1 protein-coding gene is annotated in these 21,214 nt (G+C 70.3%); it reads left to right on the top strand.

Going from position 1 to position 21,214, the window contains the following annotated elements; all coding sequences use genetic code 11:
• Positions 1-36 precede the first annotated feature (36 nt).
• A complete protein-coding gene (locus ACN20J_RS08105) occupies positions 37-21,201 on the top strand; it encodes a type I polyketide synthase (RefSeq protein WP_419668852.1) in 21,165 nt (7,054 codons plus the stop codon).
• Positions 21,202-21,214 lie beyond the last annotated feature (13 nt).

The following is a 21,214-nucleotide window of genomic DNA, read 5'->3' as shown; positions in this document are numbered from 1 at the left end:
AGAGTCCGTTGGTATCTGCTCAGTGGGGTGACGGTGGTGGAGGACGAGAAGAAGATTCTCGATTACCTCAAGAAGGTCAGCGCCGAACTGCACCAGACGCGTCAGCGGCTGCGGCAGGCGGAGGCTCAGGAGCAGGAGCCGATCGCCATCGTGGCGATGAGCTGCCGTTATCCCGGAGGCATCCGTTCGGCGGACGACCTGTGGCGGCTGGTCGCCGAGGGGAACGACGCGATCGAGCCCTTTCCGTCCGACCGGGGCTGGGACCTCGACGCACTCCTGACCCCGGACCCGGACCGGCCGGGCGCCTCGTACGTCCACGAGGGCGGCTTCGTTTCGGACATCGGTGACTTCGATCCGGGCTTCTTCGGCATATCGCCGCGCGAGGCGCTCACCATGGACCCCCAGCAGCGGTTGATCCTGGAGACCGCCTGGGAGGTCTGCGAACGAGCCGGCATCGACCCCCACACACTGCGCGGCGGTCCGGTCGGCGTGTTCGTCGGGTCGAGCAGCCAGGCGTACGGCGAACTGGTGGCCACCCGGCCCGAGATCGCCGAGGCGCACATGAGCACCAGCAGCGCCGGCGCCGTGATCACCGGGCGGGTCTCCTACACGCTGGGGCTCGAAGGCCCGGCCGTGACCGTGGACACCGCCTGCTCCTCCTCGCTCGTCGCCATGCACCTCGCCTGCCAGTCGCTGCGCCGCCAGGAGTGCTCGCTCGCGTTGGCCGGGGGAGTGGCGCTGCTGGTCAAGCCCGAACCGTTCGTCGCGTTCAGCCGCCAGGGAGGTCTGGCCGCCGACGGACGCTGCAAGCCCTTCTCCGAGAGCGCCGACGGCACCGGCTGGTCCGAGGGCGTCGGCCTGGTGATGCTGGAGCGGTTGTCCGAGGCGCGGCGCAACGGCCACCGGGTACTGGCCGTGATTCGCGGCTCGGCGGTCAACCAGGACGGCGCCTCCAACGGCCTGACCGCCCCCAACGGCCCCGCCCAGCAACGCGTCATCCGTCAGGCCCTCATGAACGCCCGTCTGACACCGGCGGACGTCGATGTCGTCGAGGGGCACGGCACCGGCACCACCCTGGGTGACCCGATCGAGGCCCAGGCGCTGCTGGCCACGTATGGGCAACGGCCCACGGACCGGCCGTTGTTGCTGGGCTCCCTGAAGTCGAACATCGGTCACGCCCAGGCGGCGGCCGGGGTGGCCGGTGTGATCAAGATGGTCATGGCCATGCGCCACGACCTGCTGCCCCGAACCCTGCATGTCACCGAGCCGACCTCGCATGTGGACTGGTCGGCCGGGGCCGTGCAACTGCTGACCGATGCGCGGGCATGGCGTCCCGAGGGCCGTCCCCGCCGGGCGGGTGTCTCCTCGTTCGGCATGAGCGGCACCAACGTCCACCTCATCCTCGAAGAGGCCCCGGAGGCCGAGGAAGAGGCGTCTACGACCCCGCACCGGTCCGAGCCGGGTGACAAGTCGTCTGCCGAATCATCGATGCCGCCGTTCCTGGTCTCGGGCAGGAACGAGGAGGCGCTGCGCGACCAGGCCGCCCAACTGCTGTCCCACCTCGAACAGCGGCCCGACCTGGTCCTGCGCGACCTCGCCCACGCACTGGCCACCACCCGCGCCGCGTTCGACCACCGGGCGGCCATCACCGCCACCGACCGCGTCGGCCTGCTGAGCGGGCTGGACACGCTTGCCAAGGGGGAGACCGGGGCGAACGTGGTGGCGGCGGGCGCGGTCCGGCCGGGCAAGCTGGCGTTCGTCTGTTCCGGCCAGGGCAGTCAACGGCTGGGTATGGGACGGGAGTTGTACGAGTCGTTCCCGGTGTTTGCCCGCGCCCTGGATGAGGTGATCGGGGAGCTGGGCCTGCCCTTGCGGGAGGTCATGTGGCCCGTAGGAGAGGCTGATGGCCACGGTCGTCTGGATGGTACGGAGTTCGCGCAGCCGGCGCTGTTCGCTCTGGAGGTGGCGTTGGGTCGTCTGCTGGAGTCGTGGGGTGTTCGGCCCGACTACCTCGCCGGGCACTCCGTCGGTGAGCTGGCGGCTGCGCATCTGGCCGGGGTGTTCTCGCTGCCGGATGCGTGCGCGTTGGTTGCGGCGCGTGGCCGGTTGATGGGTGCGCTGCCTGCGGGCGGTGCGATGGTCGCAGTACGGGCCACCGAGGACGAGGTCGCCGCCGTCCTGGCGGACCAGGATCTCGGTCAGCAGCGGCTGGCGATCGCGGCGGTCAACGGACCCGACGCGGTGGTCATCTCCGGTGAGGAGACGGCGGTCGCACTGGTCGCGGCCCGCTTCGAGCGGTCACGGCGGCTGCGGGTCTCGCACGCCTTCCACTCGCCGTTGATGGACCCGATGCTGGCTGCCTTCCGCGAGGTCGCTGCGCAGGTCACGTTCCACCCGCCGGTGATTCCGCTGGTCTCCAACCTCACAGGCGCTCTCGCCGACCCGAAGGACCTGTGCACACCCGCCTATTGGGTACGCCACGTACGCGAAGCGGTCCGCTTCGGCGACGGCATACAGGCGTTGCGCGACGCGGGAGTCGGTACGTTCCTGGAGATCGGCCCCGACGCCACTCTGACCGCCCTCGCGACCCTGTCCGCAGACGCCGACCAGGCGGGGGACGCGATCCCCGCCCTGCGCCGGGACCGGCCAGAAGCTCCCCACCTGCTGAAGGCGCTCGGCCACCTGCACACCCGCGGCGTCCCCGTCGACTGGCCCGCACTCTTCAAGGACCGGCCCACTCGCCCCGTGGACCTGCCCACGTACGCCTTCCAGCGCCGGCGCTACTGGATGGACGGTGTGACTCCCGCCGGAGACGCCGCGTCGATCGGCCTGGGGCCCATCGACCACCCACTGCTGAGCGCCGCGGTTGCCCTCGCCGACTCCGGGGGTGTGGTGTTCACCGGGCGGCTTTCCACACGTACGCATCCGTGGCTGGCCGATCACGCGGTGATGGGTACCGTACTGCTTCCCGGCACCGGCTTCGTGGAGTTGGCGATCCGGGCGGGGGACGAGGTGGGTTGCCCGGTGGTCGACGAGTTGACCATCGAGGCCCCGCTTGTCTTCTCGCAGGGTGACGCTGTCGTGATCCAGGTGGTCGTGGGTGCGCCCGAGGACTCCGGCGCGCGCTCGGTCGCGGTGTACTCGCGCGGTGAGAACGTCCCCGACGAGCCGTGGCTGCGGCACGCCGGCGGTGTGGTCGTGCCGGCAGAGGAGGAGACCCCCGAGCCGACGACCTCGGATCTGGTGGTCTGGCCCCCGGAGCGGGCGACCGCCTTGCCGGTGGACGGGCTCTATGAGCGGCTGGTCGAGCAGGGATTCGCGTACGGCCCTTCGTTCCAGGGCCTGCGCGCGGCCTGGCGGCGCGGCACGGACCTGTTCGCCGAGATCGTCCTGCCGACCGAGGCGCAGACCGACGCCGCCGGGTTCGGTGTGCACCCCGCCCTGCTGGACGCCGCCCTGCAGACCCGGTTCCTGGACTCGGGTGACGCGGACGACGACAAGGGCATGGGGGAGACCTCGATCCCGTTCGCCTGGAACCGCGTCTCCCTGCTGGCGACGGGTTCCTCCGCGGTGCGGGTGAAGGTCTCGCCGCACGGCGACGGACTGCGCCTGTCGGTGGCCGACACCACCGGTGCACCCGTGCTCACCGTCGACTCGCTGATCGCCCGCCCCGTCTCGGTGGAACAGCTCAGCGGGTTCCGGGGCACCGGCAGCGGGGGGTCCCTGTACCGGGTGAACTGGACACCGGTTCCCCTCGACCCGGCGGACGCCGGAGCGGCTCCGGTTGACTCCTCCGAAGGCTTCACCGTGCTGCACAGCCCCCGCAACCTGGAGGGCCCCGTCCCGGAGCAGGTCCGCTACGCAACTCACCACGTCCTGGCGGCACTTCAGGAGTGGCAGGGACCCGGGCGCCTGGTCGTGGTGACGCACGGAGCGGTCTCCGCCGCGGCCGGCGAGGCGAACTCCGCTACGGGCGGCGAGGCGAACTCTGCTACGGACGCCGAGGCGGTCACCGATCTCCCGGGTGCGGCGGTCTGGGGTCTGGTGCGGTCGGCCCAGGCGGAGACTCCCGACAGGTACGTGCTGATCGATGTGGACGACGATCCGGCCTCCGAGGCCGCCGTCGCCGCCGCCGTAGCCTCGGGCGAGCCGCAGCTCGCGCTGCGCGCCGGGGCGGGTCTCGTTCCCCGGCTGGAGACCGTCGCGACACCGGCCGCCGAAGAAGCCTCCACCCCCTCGTGGTCCGCCGCCGGAACCGTGCTGATCACGGGCGGCACCGGCGGCCTGGGCAGCGTCGTGGCCCGACACCTCGTGGCCGAGCACGGCGTACGCCACCTGCTGCTGGTCAGCCGCACGGGCCTGGCTGCCGACGGCGCCGCCGACCTCGTATCGGAACTGTCCGCAGCGGGAGCGGGCACCTCGGTGCGCGTCGAGGCGTGCGATGTCGCCGACCGTGACGCCCTGGCTGCGCTCCTCACCACCATCGACCCCGAACACCCACTGACAGGCGTCGTGCACACGGCCGGTGTCGCCGACAACGGCGTCGTCGACGCCCTGTCCCCGGAGCAGTTGGACTACGTGCTGCGGCCCAAGGTGGACGGCGCCTGGAACCTGCACGAGCTGACCCGCGACATGCCCCTGACCGCGTTCGTACTGTTCTCCTCGTCGGCCAGCCTGGTCAACGGCCCCGGACAGGGCAACTACGCGGCGGCCAACCTCTTCCTCAACGCCCTCGCCGAACTCCGTTGTGCCCAGGGCCTGCCCGCCCGGACCGTGGCCTGGGGCCTGTGGGGAGAGGGCCAGGGCATGAGGAGGCAGCTCAGCGCGGCCGACGTGGCGCGCGTCAACCGCTGGGGCATGCTCGAACTCACCGTCACCGAAGGCCTCCGGCTGCTCGACGCGGCCGTCGCGACGACCGAGCCCGTGCCTGTGGCGATCCACCTCGACACCGCGGCGATCCGGGCCCGCACCGACGGCATCCCGCACATCCTGCGGGGCCTGGTCCGCGCGCCACTCCGGCGAGCGGCCCGCAGCGAACGGGCGGCGGCCGACACCCCGGCCCTCGCCGCCCAGTTGGCCGGGCTGTCCGACGCCGACCGGGAGCGGACCGTTCTCGACCTGGTACGCACCCATGTGGCGGCCGTCCTCGGCCACGCGGCGGCCGACGCCATCGAGGCAGAACGCGCCTTCCAGGAGCTGGGGTTCGACTCCCTGACCGCCGTCGAACTCCGCAACCGCCTTCAGACCGCGACGGGCCTGCGGGTGCCGGCCACCGTCGTCTTCGACCATCCGAGCTCGCGCGCCCTGACCGACTTCCTGCTCGCCGAGGCATCCGGTACCGACTTGTTCGTGGCGGCCCCCATGGTCGCGTCAACCGAGGCCGACGACGACCCGATCGCCGTCATCGGCATCGCCTGTCGCTACCCCGGCGGTGTCACCAGCCCCGAGGGCCTGTGGCAGTTGGTCGCCGACGGCGTCGACGGCATCACCTCCGATCCCCCCACCAACCGGGGCTGGAACCTCGACCGACTGCTCGACCCCGAACTAAGCCGCCCGGAGACCACTTACGTCCTCGACGGCGGATACGTCTACGAAGCCGCGGAGTTCGACCCGGAGTTCTTCGGTATCTCCCCGCGCGAGGCGCTGCGGCTCGACCCCCAGTTCCGGATGCTGCTGGAAGCGTCCTGGGAGGCGTTCGAACGTGCCGGCATCGACCCGGGAACACTCAAGGGCAGCCCGACGGGCGTGTACGCGGGCCTGATGCACCACGACTACGTCGCCAGCGCCGTCCAGGGCAGTGTCATCTCGGGCCGCGTCTCCTACACCCTGGGCCTGGAAGGACCCTCGGTCACGGTGGACACGGCCTGCTCGTCATCGCTGGTCGCGATCCATTTCGCCAGTCAGGCACTGCGGCGCGGCGAATGCTCGCTCGCCCTGGCCGGCGGCGTGTCCGTGATGTCCACGCCCGACATGTTCACCGAGTTCAGCCGCCAGGGCGCGCTGTCCCGCGACGGCCGCTGCAAGGCGTTCTCGGCTTCGGCCGACGGCACCAGCTGGGGCGAGGGCGTCGGCGTCCTCGCCCTGGAGCGGTTGTCCGAGGCGCGGCGAAACGGCCACCGGGTACTGGCCGTCATCCGGGGTTCGGCGGTCAACCAGGACGGCGCCTCCAACGGTTTCACCGCTCCGAATGGTCCTTCTCAGCAGCGGGTGATTCGGCAGGCGTTGGCGAGTGCCGGACTCTCCGCGGCGGATGTGGATGCGGTGGAGGCGCACGGTACGGGTACGGCGTTGGGTGACCCGATCGAGGCGCAGGCGCTGCTGGCCACGTATGGGCAGGACCGGTCGGGGGACCGGCCGTTGTGGCTGGGTTCGCTGAAGTCGAACATCGGTCACACACAGGCGGCTTCCGGCGTCGCGAGTGTGATCAAGATGGTCATGGCGATGCGCAATGGTGTGCTGCCCCGGACGCTGCACGTGGATGAGCCGTCACCACATGTCGACTGGTCGGCAGGTGCGGTCGAACTGCTCACCCAGGCCCAGCCCTGGCAGCCCAACGGCCATCCCCGCAGGGCGGGCGTCTCCTCGTTCGGGCTCAGCGGCACCAACGCCCACTTGATCCTCGAAGAGGCTCCGGAGACGGAGAGCGCGGAGGGTTCTGAGGAGGCCGAGGGGTCTGGCCCGGCTTTGCCGGTGGTGCCGTGGGTGTTGTCGGCTCGTACGGGGGAGGCGTTGCGGGAGCAGGCGGCGCGTCTTGCCGCCCATGTGGGCGAGCGGGATCTGGATGTGGTGGATGTCGGGTATTCGCTGGCTGCTACGCGTGCGGCACTGGGGCACCGGGTGGTGGTGGTTGGTGCGGATACTGCCGAGTTGGTGGCTGAGCTGGAGGCGGTGGCCCGGGGTGAGCGGTTGGGTGGGTTGCCGGTTGGTGGTCGGCTGGCGTTCGTCTGTTCCGGTCAGGGAAGTCAACGGCTGGGTATGGGGCGGGAGTTGTATGAGTCGTTCCCGGTGTTTGCCCGTGTGCTGGATGAGGTGATCGGGGAGCTGGGTCTGCCCTTGCGGGAGGTCATGTGGCCCGTTGAAGAGGCTGATGGCCACGGTCGTCTGGATGGTACGGAGTTCGCGCAGCCGGCGTTGTTCGCGTTGGAGGTGGCGCTTGGGCGGTTGTTGGAGTCGTGGGGTGTGCGGCCGGACTATGTCGCCGGGCACTCGGTCGGTGAACTGGCCGCTGCGCATCTGGCCGGGGTGTTCTCGCTGGCGGATGCGTGTGCGTTGGTGGTGGCGCGTGGTCGGTTGATGGGTGCGTTGCCTGCGGGTGGGGCGATGGTCGCGGTGCGGGCCACCGAGGGCGAGGTGGCTGCCGTTCTGGCGGACCAGGATCTCGGTCTGGAGCGGGTGGCGATCGCGGCGGTCAACGGCCCCGACGCTGTCGTGATCTCCGGCGAGGAGAGTGCCGTGATGCGGGCTGCGGCTCGCTTCGAGCGCACGCGGCGGTTGCGGGTCTCGCACGCCTTTCACTCGCCGTTGATGGAGCCGATGCTGGCTGCCTTCCGCGAGGTTGCCGCGCAGGTGACGTTCCATCCGCCGGTGATTCCGCTGGTGTCCAACCTGACCGGTGCTCTCGCGGACCCGGAGGACCTGTGCACGCCTGAGTACTGGGTACGGCATGTCCGCGAGGCGGTTCGCTTCGGCGACGGTATGCAGGCGTTGCGCGACGCGGGAGTCGGCACGTTCCTGGAGATCGGCCCCGACGCGACCCTGACCGCCCTTGCGGCACTGTCCGCAGACGCCGATCAGGCCGGGGACGCGATTCCGGCTCTGCGTCGGGACCGGCCTGAGGCGGCCCATCTCCTGCGGGCCTTGGGCGACTTGCACACCCGAGGTGTCCCCGTCACCTGGCCCGCCCTCTTCGAAGGCCGGCCCACCCGCCCTGTCGACCTGCCGACCTACCCCTTCCAGCACAAGCACTACTGGACGAGTTCTGCCCAGGCGGGGGGTGAGGTGGGTGCTGCGGGTCTGGTGAGCGCCGAACACCCGTTGCTGGGTGCGGTGGTGGAGCTGCCCGGCTCGGGTGGTGTGGTCCTGTCGGGCCGTCTGTCGGTCCAGGGGCAGCCGTGGCTGGCCGATCACGCGGTGATGGGCACTGTGCTGTTCCCCGGCACCGGCTTCGTCGAACTGGCCGTCAGGGCGGGCGACGAGGTGGGCTGCGCGCTGGTGGAGGAGCTCACGCTGCACGCGCCGCTGGTCCTGCCCGAGCGGGGTGGGGTGGCGGTGCAGGTGATGGCGGGCGCTCCCGATGCGGAGGGGCGTCGGGAGGTACGTGTACACGCGCGGCCCGAGGACGCGGCCTTCGACGAGGAATGGACCCTGCACGCCGAAGGCTTCCTCGCCCCGGACACTGCCCGGGACACCGCCCCGGCCAACGGGCCGACAGGCATGGAGACATGGCCGCCCGCCCACGCCACCCCACTGCCACTCGACGACTTCTACGACAGGCTCGTCGGATACGGACTCGCGTACGGGCCGATGTTCCAGGCGCTGCGGGCGGCCTGGCAGCTGGACGACACGGTGTTCTGCGAGGTCGAACTGCCCGAGACAGCCGCCGGTGACGCCGCCGCATTCGGCATCCACCCCGCGCTGCTCGACGCCGCCCTGCACGCCAAGTTCTTTGTCGACGATGGCAGCGACGACGGCAGCGGCGATGGCAGCGGCGACGGCGTTGGTGGTAGCGAGCGCGATGGTGGCGGCGATACGGGCGGTGGGCCCGCAATTCCCTTCGCCTGGAGTGGCGTTCGCCTCTACGCCACCGGCGCCTCGCAGCTACGGGTGAAGATCTCGGTTGCCGGTTCCGCACTGCGGATGACGCTGGCCGACGGCGTCGGCGCGCATGTTGCGACAGTGGACTCTCTCGCCTACCGCGAGATCTCCGCCGGGCAGCTGAGTGAGACAGCGTCCGACGGCCACCGCTCGCTCTTCCAGATGGAGTGGATTCCCGTCACCCCGGCCTCCGTTCCCGGCGAGGTGAATGAGAGGCGTGTCGCCACCGTGCGGTCCGCGTCGGAGGTGACGGCCGTGGACGCGGCGGACGTCATCGTCCTCGACCTCCGGGAGACCGGAGGACTGGTTGGCCCGAGGGCACAGCATGCACTGGACGCACTGCAGGCTTGTCTGGCCGAGGAACGGTTCTCGACCTCCACCTTGGTGGTCGTCACACGGGAGGCCGTGGCCCGTTCCCTTGAAGAGGCCATCGACCCGGCCGGGGCAGCCGTTTGGGGCCTGACTCGATCCGCGCAGATGGAGAACCCCGGCCGGATCCTGCTCGCCGACCTGGACAGCCACCCGGACTCCGAGGCGCTGCTGGCCACCTTGGACCAGACGGCAGGCATGGAATCGGAGCTGCTGATCCGCGAGGGCGTCCGCCACGGTTCCCGCCTGGCGCGCGTCCAGGCCCGGGCCGCCGAAGCTCCCACGCCGTGGGATCCGGACGGCACGGTGTTGGTTACGGGTGGTACGGGTGGTCTGGGGGCGTTGGTTGCCCGGCATCTGGTGGCCGTTCACGGGGTGCGGCGTTTGCTGCTGGTGAGTCGTCGGGGTATGGCGGCTGCTGGTGCGGGTGAGTTGGTGGCGGAGCTGTCGGAACTGGGTGCGGTGGTGCGGGTCGAGGCGTGTGATGTCGCCGACCGTGAGGCGCTGGCCGGGCTGTTGGCCGGTATTGATCCGGATCATCGGCTGACGGGTGTGGTGCACGCGGCCGGGGTCCTGGACGACGCCCTGCTGGCCGATCTGACCCCGGACCGGCTGGAGTCCGTGCTGCGGCCGAAGGCGGACGCGGCCTGGCATCTACACGAACTCACCCGGGAGATGGATCTCTCGACGTTCGTACTGTTCTCGTCGATCGCGGGTGTCTTCGGTGGCGCGGGCCAGGCCAACTACGCGGCGGCGAACGCGTTCCTGGATGCTCTGGCGCAGCACAGGCAGGGCTTGGGGCTGTCTGGGCAGTCGTTGGCCTGGGGGCCGTGGGAGCAGGCGGAGGGGATGGCGGGCCGGCTGACCGGCCAGGACCGTGCCCGGCTGGCCCGCTCCGGCGTCCTGCCCCTCACCGACGAGGAGGGCTTGGCCCTGTTCGACGCGGCCTTGGCGCTGCCGGATGCGGTGCCGGCTGTGGTCCCGGTGCGGTTGGACCTGGCTGGTCTGCACGCGGGGGCCGGGGAGGTTCCGACCGTCTTTGCGGGGCTGGTCGGGCGGCAGGGCCGTCGCGCGAGCGTGAAGGCCGGGCAGGGGTCCTCGCTGGCACGTCGGCTGCACGGTCTGGACGCGGATCAGCAACTGTCCGTGGTCGCCGACCTGGTGGGTGTTCAGGTGGCGGTGGTGCTGGGCTTCGGCCCGGAAACGGTGATCGAACCAGGCCGGGCGTTCAGCGAGATGGGCTTCGACTCCCTGACCGCGGTCGAATTCCGCAACGCCCTGGCCACCGCGACCGGCCTGCGCCTGCCTTCCACCCTGGTCTTCGACTACCCCACCGTCACCACGCTCGCCCGCCACCTCCTCGCTCACCTCCTCAACTCCCCATCAGACAGCGACAACACCGCCGCCCCGGTACGGGTGTCTGCTGCGGATGAGCCGGTGGCGATCGTGGGGATGGCGTGCCGGTATCCGGGTGGCGTCAGTAGCCCTGAGGAGTTGTGGCGGCTGGTGGCGGAGGGCGTTGACGGGCTCTCGCCGTTCCCGGCCGACCGGGGCTGGGATCTGGGACGGCTCTACGACCCCGGGTCCGCACGTCCCGGGACGAGTTACGTGCGTGAGGGCGGGTTCCTGGAGGGTGCGGCGGGTTTCGATCCGGAGTTCTTCGGGATCTCCCCACGGGAGGCGCGTGAACTGGATCCGCAGCAGCGGTTGTTGCTGGAGGTTTCGTGGGAGGCGCTGGAACGCGCTCGGATCGTGCCGGAGTCGCTGAAGGGGACGCCGACCGGGGTGTTTGCGGGGGTGATGTATCACGACTATCCGACGGGGGCGAGTGCGGGCAGTGTCGTGTCGGGGCGTGTCGCCTACACGCTGGGGTTGGAGGGTCCGGCTCTGACCGTGGATACGGCGTGTTCGTCATCACTGGTCAGCCTGCATTTGGCGGCTCAGGCGCTGCGCAACGGTGAGTGCACTCTGGCTCTGGCCGGTGGGGTGACGGTGATGTCGACCCCGGAGTCGTTTATCGAGTTCAGCCGTCAGCGGGGTCTTGCGCCTGACGGGCGGTGCAAGTCGTTCTCGGAGGATGCTGATGGCACGGGCTGGGCGGAGGGTGTGGGGGTCCTTGTCCTGGAGCGGTTGTCCGAGGCGCGGCGCAATGGTCACCGGGTGCTGGCGGTTGTTCGGGGTTCGGCGGTCAACCAGGACGGTGCGTCCAATGGGCTGACGGCTCCGAATGGTCCTTCTCAGCAGCGGGTGATCCGGCAGGCGCTGGCCAGTGCGGGGCTCTCCGCGGCGGATGTGGATGCGGTGGAGGCACACGGCACCGGCACGACCCTCGGTGACCCGATCGAGGCCCAGGCACTGATCGCCACCTACGGACAGGACCGGCCCGGGGACCAGCCGTTGTGGCTGGGGTCGCTGAAGTCGAACATCGGACATACGCAGGCGGCGGCCGGGGTGGCCGGTGTGATCAAGATGGTCATGGCCATGCACCACGACCTGCTGCCCCAGACCCTGCATGTCACCGAACCGTCCTCGCATGTGGACTGGTCGGCGGGGGCGGTGGAACTGCTCACCCAGGCCCAGCCCTGGCAGCCCAACGGACACCCCCGCCGTGCGGGGGTCTCCTCGTTCGGCATCAGCGGCACCAACGCCCACTTGATCCTGGAAGAAGCCCCTCAAGCTGAACATCCTGAGCAGAGTGGGCAGACCGCCCCGGCTCTCCCGGTGGTGCCGTGGGTGCTGTCGGCCCGTACCGAACCGGCGCTGCGGGCACAGGCCGCTCAACTGGCCGCCCACATCACCGAGCAGGGCCTGGACCCGCTGGACGTCGGGTACTCGCTGGCCACCACCCGCGCCGGACTGGAGCACCGGGCGGTAGTGGTCGGTGCGAAGACGACCGAGCTGTTGGACGGGCTCGCCCAGGTCGCCGAGGGCGAAGCGGGGGCGAACGTGGTCACGGGCGTGGCCCGCCCGGGCAAGCTCGCGTTCATCTGCTCCGGCCAGGGCAGCCAACGCTCGGGTATGGGACGGGAGTTGTACGACACCTTCCCGGTGTTCGCCCGCGCCCTGGACGAGGTGACCGAAGAACTGGGCCTGCCCCTGCGGGAGATCATGTGGCCTGCGGAAGGGGCTGAAGGCCACGGCCGCCTGGACGGTACGGAGTTCGCGCAGCCGGCGCTGTTCGCTCTGGAGGTGGCGTTGGGTCGTCTGCTGGAGTCGTGGGGTGTTCGGCCCGACTACCTTGCGGGGCACTCCGTCGGTGAACTGGCCGCCGCACACCTGGCCGGGGTGTTCTCGTTGGCGGATGCGTGTGCGCTGGTAGCAGCACGCGGCCGGTTGATGGGTGCGCTGCCTGCCGGGGGTGCGATGGTCGCGGTGCGGGCCACCGAAGTCGAGGTCGCCGCCGTCCTGGCGGGCGTGGAGCGGGTGGCGATTGCCGCGGTGAATGGTCCCGAGGCGGTGGTCATCTCCGGCGAGGAGACGGCGGTCGCACAGGCCGCATCCCACTTCCAGCGCACCCGCCGCCTACGCGTCTCCCACGCCTTCCACTCCCCACAGATGGACCCGATGCTCGACGCCTTCCGCGAGGTCGCCGCCCAAGTCACCTTCCACCCACCGGTCATCCCCCTGGTCTCCAACCTCACGGGCACCCTCGCCGACCCGAACGACCTGTGCACACCCGACTATTGGGTACGCCACGTACGTGAGGCGGTCCGGTTCGGCGACGGCATGCAGGCGTTGCGCAATGCGGGAGTTGGCACCTTCCTGGAGATCGGCCCCGACGCCACCCTGACCGCCCTGGCCGACCAGGACGGAGACGCGATCCCCGCCCTGCGCCGGGACCGCCCCGAAGCCGCGCATCTCCTGCGGGCCCTGGGCGACTTGCATGCCCGAGGTGTCCCCGTCACCTGGCCGGCCCTCTTCGAAGGCCGGCCCACCCGCCCCATCGACTTGCCGACCTATCCCTTCCAGCACAAGCACTACTGGATGGACGCCACGCAGGACACGGTGGATGTGCAGCAGGCAGGACTGGAGACCGCCGAACACCCACTACTGAGCGCTGCTGTAGCCCTCGCCGACTCCGAGGGTGTGGTGTTCACCGGGCGGATTTCCGTGGGTACACATCCGTGGCTGGCCGATCACGAGGTGATGGGCAATGTGCTGTTCCCTGGCACCGGCTTCGTGGAGTTGGCGATCCGGGCGGGGGACGAGGTGGGTTGCCCCGTTGTCGGAGAGTTGGCCATCGAGGCTCCGCTTGTCTTCTCGCAGGGTGACGCTGTCGTGATTCAGGTGGTCGTGGGCGCGCCCGAGGGCTCCGGCGCGCGCTCGGTCGCGGTGTACTCGCGCGGCGAGAACGTCCCTGACGAGCCGTGGCTCCGGCATGCCGACGGCCTGGTCATACCTACAGAGCAGAAAGCCCCCCAGCCGACAACCTCGGGCATGGAGATTTGGCCGCCGGAGCGGGCGGTTGTGGTGTCGTTGGACGGCTTCTACGAGCGGCTGGCCGGGCTGGGTCTTGCGTACGGTCCGGTGTTCCGGGGCGTGTCTGCGCTCTGGGAGCGCGGGGATGAGGTGTTCGCCGAGGTCGAACTCCCTGCCCAGGCCATCGAGCAGGCGAGGGGCTTCGGGCTGCATCCGGCACTGTTCGACGCCGCCCTGCACGCCCTGGCGGGCACCGGCGAAGACGACGGTGACGATGGCGGGCAGGAGCCGGGCGTGCATCTGCCGTTCGTCTGGCAGGGCGTGCGGCTGCACGCTTCGGGAGCCACCGCACTGCGCGTCCACCTCCACCCCACCGGACCAACCTCCACCGCCATCCACCTCGCCGACATGCACGGAACCCCCGTCGGCACGGTCACCTCCCTCACCACCCGCCCCGCACCCAAAACGACCAACCACACCGTCCGCCAAGCCCTCTTCCACCTCGACTGGACACCCATCCCGGACCCAAGCGGCCATGACAGTGCGGCTGCTGGGCTGGAGGGTCTGCGTATCCACCGGGTCACGAACCAGGCGGGCGATGGCCCGGCCGCTGCTCTGCGGCTGGCACTGTCGGACACTCTGCACGCCCTCCAATCCCCGGGCACCGAACCAGAGGGCGGGTCCGGCTCCACGCCGCTGATCGTCCTCACCCAGCACGCGGTGTCCGTCACCGACACAGACCTGCCTGTGGACCTGGCCGCGGCGGCGGTGTGGGGTCTGGTCCGCTCCGCCCAGGCCGAGACACCCGGCCACCATCTCCTGATCGACACCGACAACCACCCCGACTCCCAGACAGCACTGCCTTCCGCCGCCGCCTACGCCCTGGCCACCGGCGAACATCAACTCGCCCTCCGCGCGGGGCAGATCACCATCCCCCGCCTCACCCACACCCCGGCCCAGGCAGCTGAAGATCCCACGCCGTGGAATGCCACCGGCACCGTCCTCATCACCGGCGGAACGGGTGGTCTGGGGGCGTTGGTTGCCCGGCATCTCGTGTCCGGGCACGGGGTGCGGCAGCTGCTGCTGACCAGCCGCCGCGGCATCACCGCTCCTGGCGCCACGGAGTTGATGGCGGAACTGTCCGAACTAGGCGCCACCGTCCACATCGAGGCGTGTGACGTCGCCGACCGCGATGCACTGGCGGCCCTCCTCGCGGGTGTTGACCCCGAACACCCACTGTCCGGTGTGGTGCACACGGCCGGGGTTCTGGACGACGGGATGCTGCCGTCCCTGACCACCGACCGGCTGGACACCGTCCTCCAGCCGAAAGCCGACGCGGCCTGGCACCTGCACGAACTCACCCAGGACAAGAACCTGACGGCCTTCATCCTGTTCTCCTCCATCGCCGGGATCTTCGGCGGTGCAGGCCAGGCCAACTACGCCGCAGCCAACACCTACCTCGACGCCCTCGCCCACCACCGGCACAGCCTGGGACTACCGGCACAGTCGCTCGCTTGGGGGCCATGGGAGCAGGCGGAGGGGATGGCGGGCCGACTGACCGGCCAGGACCGTGCCCGACTGGCCCGCTCCGGCATCCAGCCCCTCACCGACCAGGAGGGCTTGGCTCTGTTCGACACGGCTGTGGCTTGCGGGAAAGCCCTCGCAGTCCCGGTCCGCCTGGACCCGACGGCTTTACACACCCGGCGCGACGAAATTCCCACGGTCCTGCACGGCCTGATCAAGCCCGCTACACGAAACACCATCACCCACGCTCACGGCTCCTCACTGGCGCGTCGGCTGCATGGCCTGGACGAGGACCAGCAACTGTCCGTGGTCGCCGACCTGGTGGGTGCTCAGGTGGCCGTGGTGCTGGGCTTCGGCCCGGAAACGGTGATCGAACCAGGCCGGGCATTCAACGAGATGGGCTTCGACTCCCTCACCGCCGTCGAATTCCGCAACGCCCTGGCCACCGCCACCGGCCTGCACCTGCCCGCCACCCTCGTCTTCGACTACCCCACCATCACCGCCCTCGCCCACCACCTCCTCACCCACCTCCACACCACCCCAGCCAGCAGCAACAACACCGCAACTCCGGTACGGGTGTCCGATACGGACGAGCCGATGGCAATCGTCGGAATGGCATGCCGATACCCGGGCGGAGTGAACAGCCCCGAGGACTTGTGGCGACTGGTCGCCGAGGGCGTCGACGGTGTTGCCCCGTTCCCGGCCGACCGGGGCTGGAACCTCGGGCGGCTCTACGACCCCGAGTCCATACGCCCCGGCACCAGCTACGTGCGGGAGGGCGGGTTTCTGGAGGGTGCGGCGGGCTTTGATCCGGAGTTCTTCGGGATCTCCCCGCGGGAGGCGCGTGAACTGGACCCGCAGCAGCGGCTGCTGCTGGAAGTCTCGTGGGAGGCGCTGGAACGCGCCCGGATCGTGCCGGAATCGCTCAAGGGCACGCCCACCGGAGTGTTCGCGGGGGTGATGTACCACGACTACCCCACCGGGGCGAGTGCGGGCAGCATCATCTCCGGCCGCATCGCCTACACCCTCGGCCTGCAAGGACCCGCCCTGACCGTCGACACGGCCTGCTCGTCCTCGCTGGTGAGTCTGCATCTGGCGGCTCAGGCGTTGCGCAACGGCGACTGCGGCCTCGCCCTGGCCGGCGGCGTCACCGTCATGTCCACTCCGGACACGTTCATCGAGTTCAGCCGCCAACGCGGCCTGGCCCCCGACGGACGCTGCAAATCCTTCTCCGATAACGCCGACGGCACCGGCTGGTCCGAGGGGGTGGGCGTCCTCGTCCTGGAACGGCTTTCCGACGCCCGACGCAACAACCACCAGATCCTGGCCGTGATCCGGGGCTCGGCGGTCAACCAGGACGGCGCCTCCAACGGCCTCACCGCCCCCAACGGCCCCGCCCAGCAACGCGTCATCCACCAAGCACTCACCAACGCCGGCCTGACAGCAGCGGATGTGGATGCGGTCGAGGCACACGGCACCGGCACCACGTTGGGTGACCCGATCGAGGCCCAGGCACTCATCGCCACCTACGGACAGGACCGGCCCGAGGAGCGGCCGTTGTGGCTGGGGTCATTGAAGTCGAACATCGGGCATGCCCAGGCGGCGGCCGGGGTGGCCGGTGTGATCAAGATGGTCATGGCCATGCACCACGACCTACTGCCCCAGACCCTGCATGTCACCGAGCCGTCCTCGCATGTGGACTGGACGGCTGGAGCGGTGGAACTGCTCACCCAGGCCCAACCCTGGCAACCCAACGGCCACCCCCGCCGAGCGGGCGTATCCGCCTTCGGCATCAGCGGCACCAACGCCCACCTCATCCTCGAAGAAGCTCCCCAGAGTGGCGACAAGGAGCAGGTGGTCCCGCCGCAAGCCGACCCCGATGGTGTCGTGGGAGACGCGGCGGCTGTTGCGGAGACACTGCTGCCGCCATTCCTGATCTCGGGTCAGAGCGAGGAGGCGTTGCGCGGCCAAGCCGCGAATCTGCTGTCCCACCTCGAAAAGCGGCCCGACCTGGGTCTGCTCGACCTCTCCTACTCGCTGGCCACCACCCGTGCCGCGTTGGAGCACCGGGCAGTGGTCACCGTCTCCGACCGTGCCGCACTACTTCATGGGCTGGGCAAGGTCGCTGAGGGGGAGGCGGGGCCGGAGGTCGAGACAGGCTCGGCCCGCCCGGGCAAGCTGGCGTTCATCTGCTCCGGCCAGGGCAGCCAACGCCTGGGCATGGGAAGGGAGTTGTACGACACCTTCCCGGTGTTCACCCGCGTCCTGGACGAGGTGGCCGAAGAGCTGGGCCTGCCCCTGCAGGAAATCATGTGGCCTGAGGATGAGGCGGAGGGCCACGGCCGTCTGGACCGTACAGAGTTCGCACAACCGGCACTCTTCGCACTGGAAGTGGCGCTGGGCCGACTGCTGGAATCCTGGGGCGTACGGCCCGACTACCTCGCCGGACACTCCATCGGCGAACTGACCGCCGCACACCTGGCCGGCGTATTCTCCCTGCCCGACGCGTGTGCCCTGGTTGCAGCCCGGGCCCGGCTGATGGGGGCACTGCCCGCCGGGGGTGCGATGGTCGCAGTACGGGCCACCGAAGACGAAGTCGCCACTGTCCTGGCGGGCCTGGAACAGGTGGCGATCGCAGCGGTCAACGGCCCCGACGCGGTGGTCATCTCCGGCGAGGAAACCGCTGTACTGCAGGCCGCATCCCACTTCAAGCACACCCGCCGCCTACGCGTCTCCCACGCCTTCCACTCCCCACAGATGGAGCCCATGCTCGCCGCCTTCCGCAAGGTCGCCGCCCAGGTCACCTTCCACCCACCAGTCATCCCCCTGATCTCCAACCTCACCGGCACCCTCGCCGACCCCAAAGACCTGTGCACACCCGACTACTGGGTACGCCACGTACGCGAAACCGTCCGCTTCAACGACGGCCTGCAAACCCTCCGCACCGAAGGCGTGACCACCTTCCTGGAAATCGGCCCCGACGCCACCCTGACTCCCCTGGCCGATCAGGACGGGGACGCGGTTCCCGCTCTGCGCCGGAACCGACCCGAGCCCGCCCATCTCCTCCAAGCCCTGGGCGACTTGCACACCCGAGGCATCCCCATCACCTGGCCCACCCTCTTCGAAGACCGGCCAACCCACCCCATCGACCTGCCCACCTACCCCTTCCAGCACAAGCACTACTGGATCGACGCGGTACAAGACACAGTGAACGTGGAGCAGGCAGGACTGGAGACCGCCGAGCACCCGCTACTGAGCGCGGTGGTAGTTGCCGCGGACGAGACCGGCGCGGTTCTCACCAGCCGTCTGTCCACTCGCAGTCATTCCTGGCTGGCCGACCACGCCGTTCACGACGCCGTCCTCTTCCCAGGTACCGGCTTTGTCGAACTCGCTGTCCGTGCCGGGGACATCGTCGGCCTCCCCACCCTGGAGGAACTGACCCACGAGGCACCCCTCGTCCTGCCGTCGGACACGGCGGTCACCCTCCAGGTGATCGTCCGGCGTGACCCGGGCACCGACCGTGCCGCCCTGGAGATCTACGCCCGCCCCGACAACGACCCAGATCCCACCGCACCCTGGACCCTCCACGCCTCCGGAACCCTCACCACCGCTACCACCAGCGCCACCGCCACCGCGGCGGCCGACGACCTCACCCAATGGCCGCCAGCCGGAGCCCACGCCATACCCATCGAAGACCTCTACCCGCACCTGGCCCGCCAGGGCCTCCACTACGGCCCTGCCTTCCAGGGCGTACGGGCGATCTGGTACCGCGACGACGAGGTGTTCGCCGAGGTCGAACTCCCCACCCCGAGCGCCGAGCAGGCCACGAGCTTCGGCCTGCACCCGGCCCTGTTCGACGCCGCCCTGCACGCCCTGGCCGGCGCCAACCACAGCCAGGACCACAACCAGGACCGCAGCCACGGCGACGACCGGCACGACGACCGAGACCACGGCACGCAAACCCCCACCGCCCACCTCCCCTTCGCCTGGCAGGGCGTGACCCTCCACGCCTCCGGAGCCACCGCCCTACGCGTCCACCTCCGACCCACCGGACCGACCACCACGGCCATCAACCTCGCCGACCCGCACGGAACCCCCGTCGCCTCAGTCAGCTCCCTCACCACCCGCCCCGCCCCAGCCACCCCCAACACCGCCGACCACTCCACCCACCACGCCCACCAAGCCCTCTTCCACCTGGACTGGACGCCAGCACCCACACCCCCTGCCACTCCAACCCCCACCACCCCCACAACCCCCACAACCCAGGACGTCACCCTCCACCACGTCACAGCCGACGGCCCCGACATGACCACCCGAGTCCGGTCCGCACTGCACACCACCCTCCGCACCCTCCAGTCCTCCGCCGGACAGGAACACACCACCTCCGACCGAACCCCCATCGCCCTGGTCACCCACAACGCGGTGTCCGTGACCGACACGGACCCACCCACCGATCCGGCCGCGGCGGCGGTGTGGGGCCTGGTCCGCTCCGCCCAGGCAGAAACACCCGGCCACCACCTCCTCATCGACACCGACGACCACCCCGACTCCCAAGCGGCTCTGCCCACCGCAGCAGCCCACGCCCTGGCCACCGGCGAACACCAACTGGCCCTCCGCGCGGGGCAGATCACAGTCCCCCGCCTCACTCGGACCCAACCCCAGCCCCAGGTTGGCGACGTACCCACCCCCTGGGACCCACACGGCACCGTCCTCGTCACCGGCGGCACCGGCGGTCTCGGTGCGCTGGTCGCCCGGCACCTCATCACCCGGCACGGCATCCGCCACCTCCTCCTGATCAGCCGCGGCGGCCTGACTGCCCCCGGTGCCACCGAGCTCCTCGGCGAACTGTCCGAACTCGGCGCCCAGGTACGTATCGAGGCATGCGACGTCGCCGACCGTGACGCGCTGGCCGCCCTCCTGGCGGGCGTCGATCCCGGGCACCCCCTCAAGGGAGTCGTGCACGCGGCCGGAGTCGCGGCCAACGGGATGATCGAGACGCTGACCGAGGAGCAGATCGAGTACGTGCTGCGGCCCAAGGCGGACGGGGCGTGGCATCTGCACGAGCTGACCCGGGAGTTGGACCTGACCGCATTCGTGCTGTTCTCCTCGTCCTCCAGCGTGGTGGACGGCCCTGGACAGGGAAACTACGCGGCGGCCAACCTCTTCCTCTCCGCGCTGGCCGAGCACCGGGCCGCCCAGGGCCTGCCCGCCCAGTCCCTGGCCTGGGGGTTGTGGGGCGACGGACACGGCATGGTTCAGGGGCTGTCCGACAGGGACCGGGAACGGATCCGGCGATGGGGCATGCGGGAGATGTCGGCCGTCGACGGGCTGGCCCTGCTGGATCTCGCCACCCGTGTCCCGCTGCCCGTGCTGTTCCTGGCCCAGTTGGATCCGGTGGCGATCGGTGACAGGGCCGAAGGCGTGCCGGCGGTGCTGCGGGCCGTCGCACGGCCGACGGTGCGGCGGGCCGTGGCGGGCGGGGCGTCCGCGCAGGCCGGACCGGCGTTGGCGGAGCGGCTGGCCGGACTGTCGCTGGCCGAGGGCGAGAGGCTCGTACTCGATCTGGTTCGTACCCATGTGGCCGCCGTGCTCGGCTACGGCTCGGCGGAGGCCATCGCGCCGGACCGAGCCTTCCAGGAGATGGGCTTCGACTCCCTGGGCGCGGTCGAACTCCGCAACCGGCTCAAGGCGGCCACGGGCGTCCCGGTCCGGTCCACCGCCGTCTTCGACTTCCCCACCCCGTACGCCCTCGCCGAATCCCTGCACGCCGAGCTCGCCCCCGAACGTGGGGACGACGGTTCGGCGGCCCGGGACGAGGAGCGCGTCCGCAGGGCGCTGCAGGCCATTCCGCTCCGGCGGCTCCGGGACGCCGGTCTGATGGCCGGGCTGCTCGAACTCGCCGGTCTCGGTGGGGAAGAGGCCCGGGGAGGACCCGGCGAGGACGGTTCGGAGCGGGCCGAAGTGCCCGACATCGACGCGATGGACGCCGACAGCCTCATCAGCATGGCGCTGGGTGGCTCCGGCATCAGCTCGGACAGCAGCTCCGACAGCAGTGACTCCCCCCAGGAGGTATGACGCCGTGACGGCC

This window comes from Streptomyces sp. 2-1 (genome assembly GCF_048564895.1).
Classification (GTDB): Bacteria; Actinomycetota; Actinomycetes; order Streptomycetales; family Streptomycetaceae; genus Streptomyces; species Streptomyces phaeochromogenes.
Note: the sequence above shows the minus strand (reverse complement) of the source record. Positions and strands in the feature narration are given on the sequence as shown.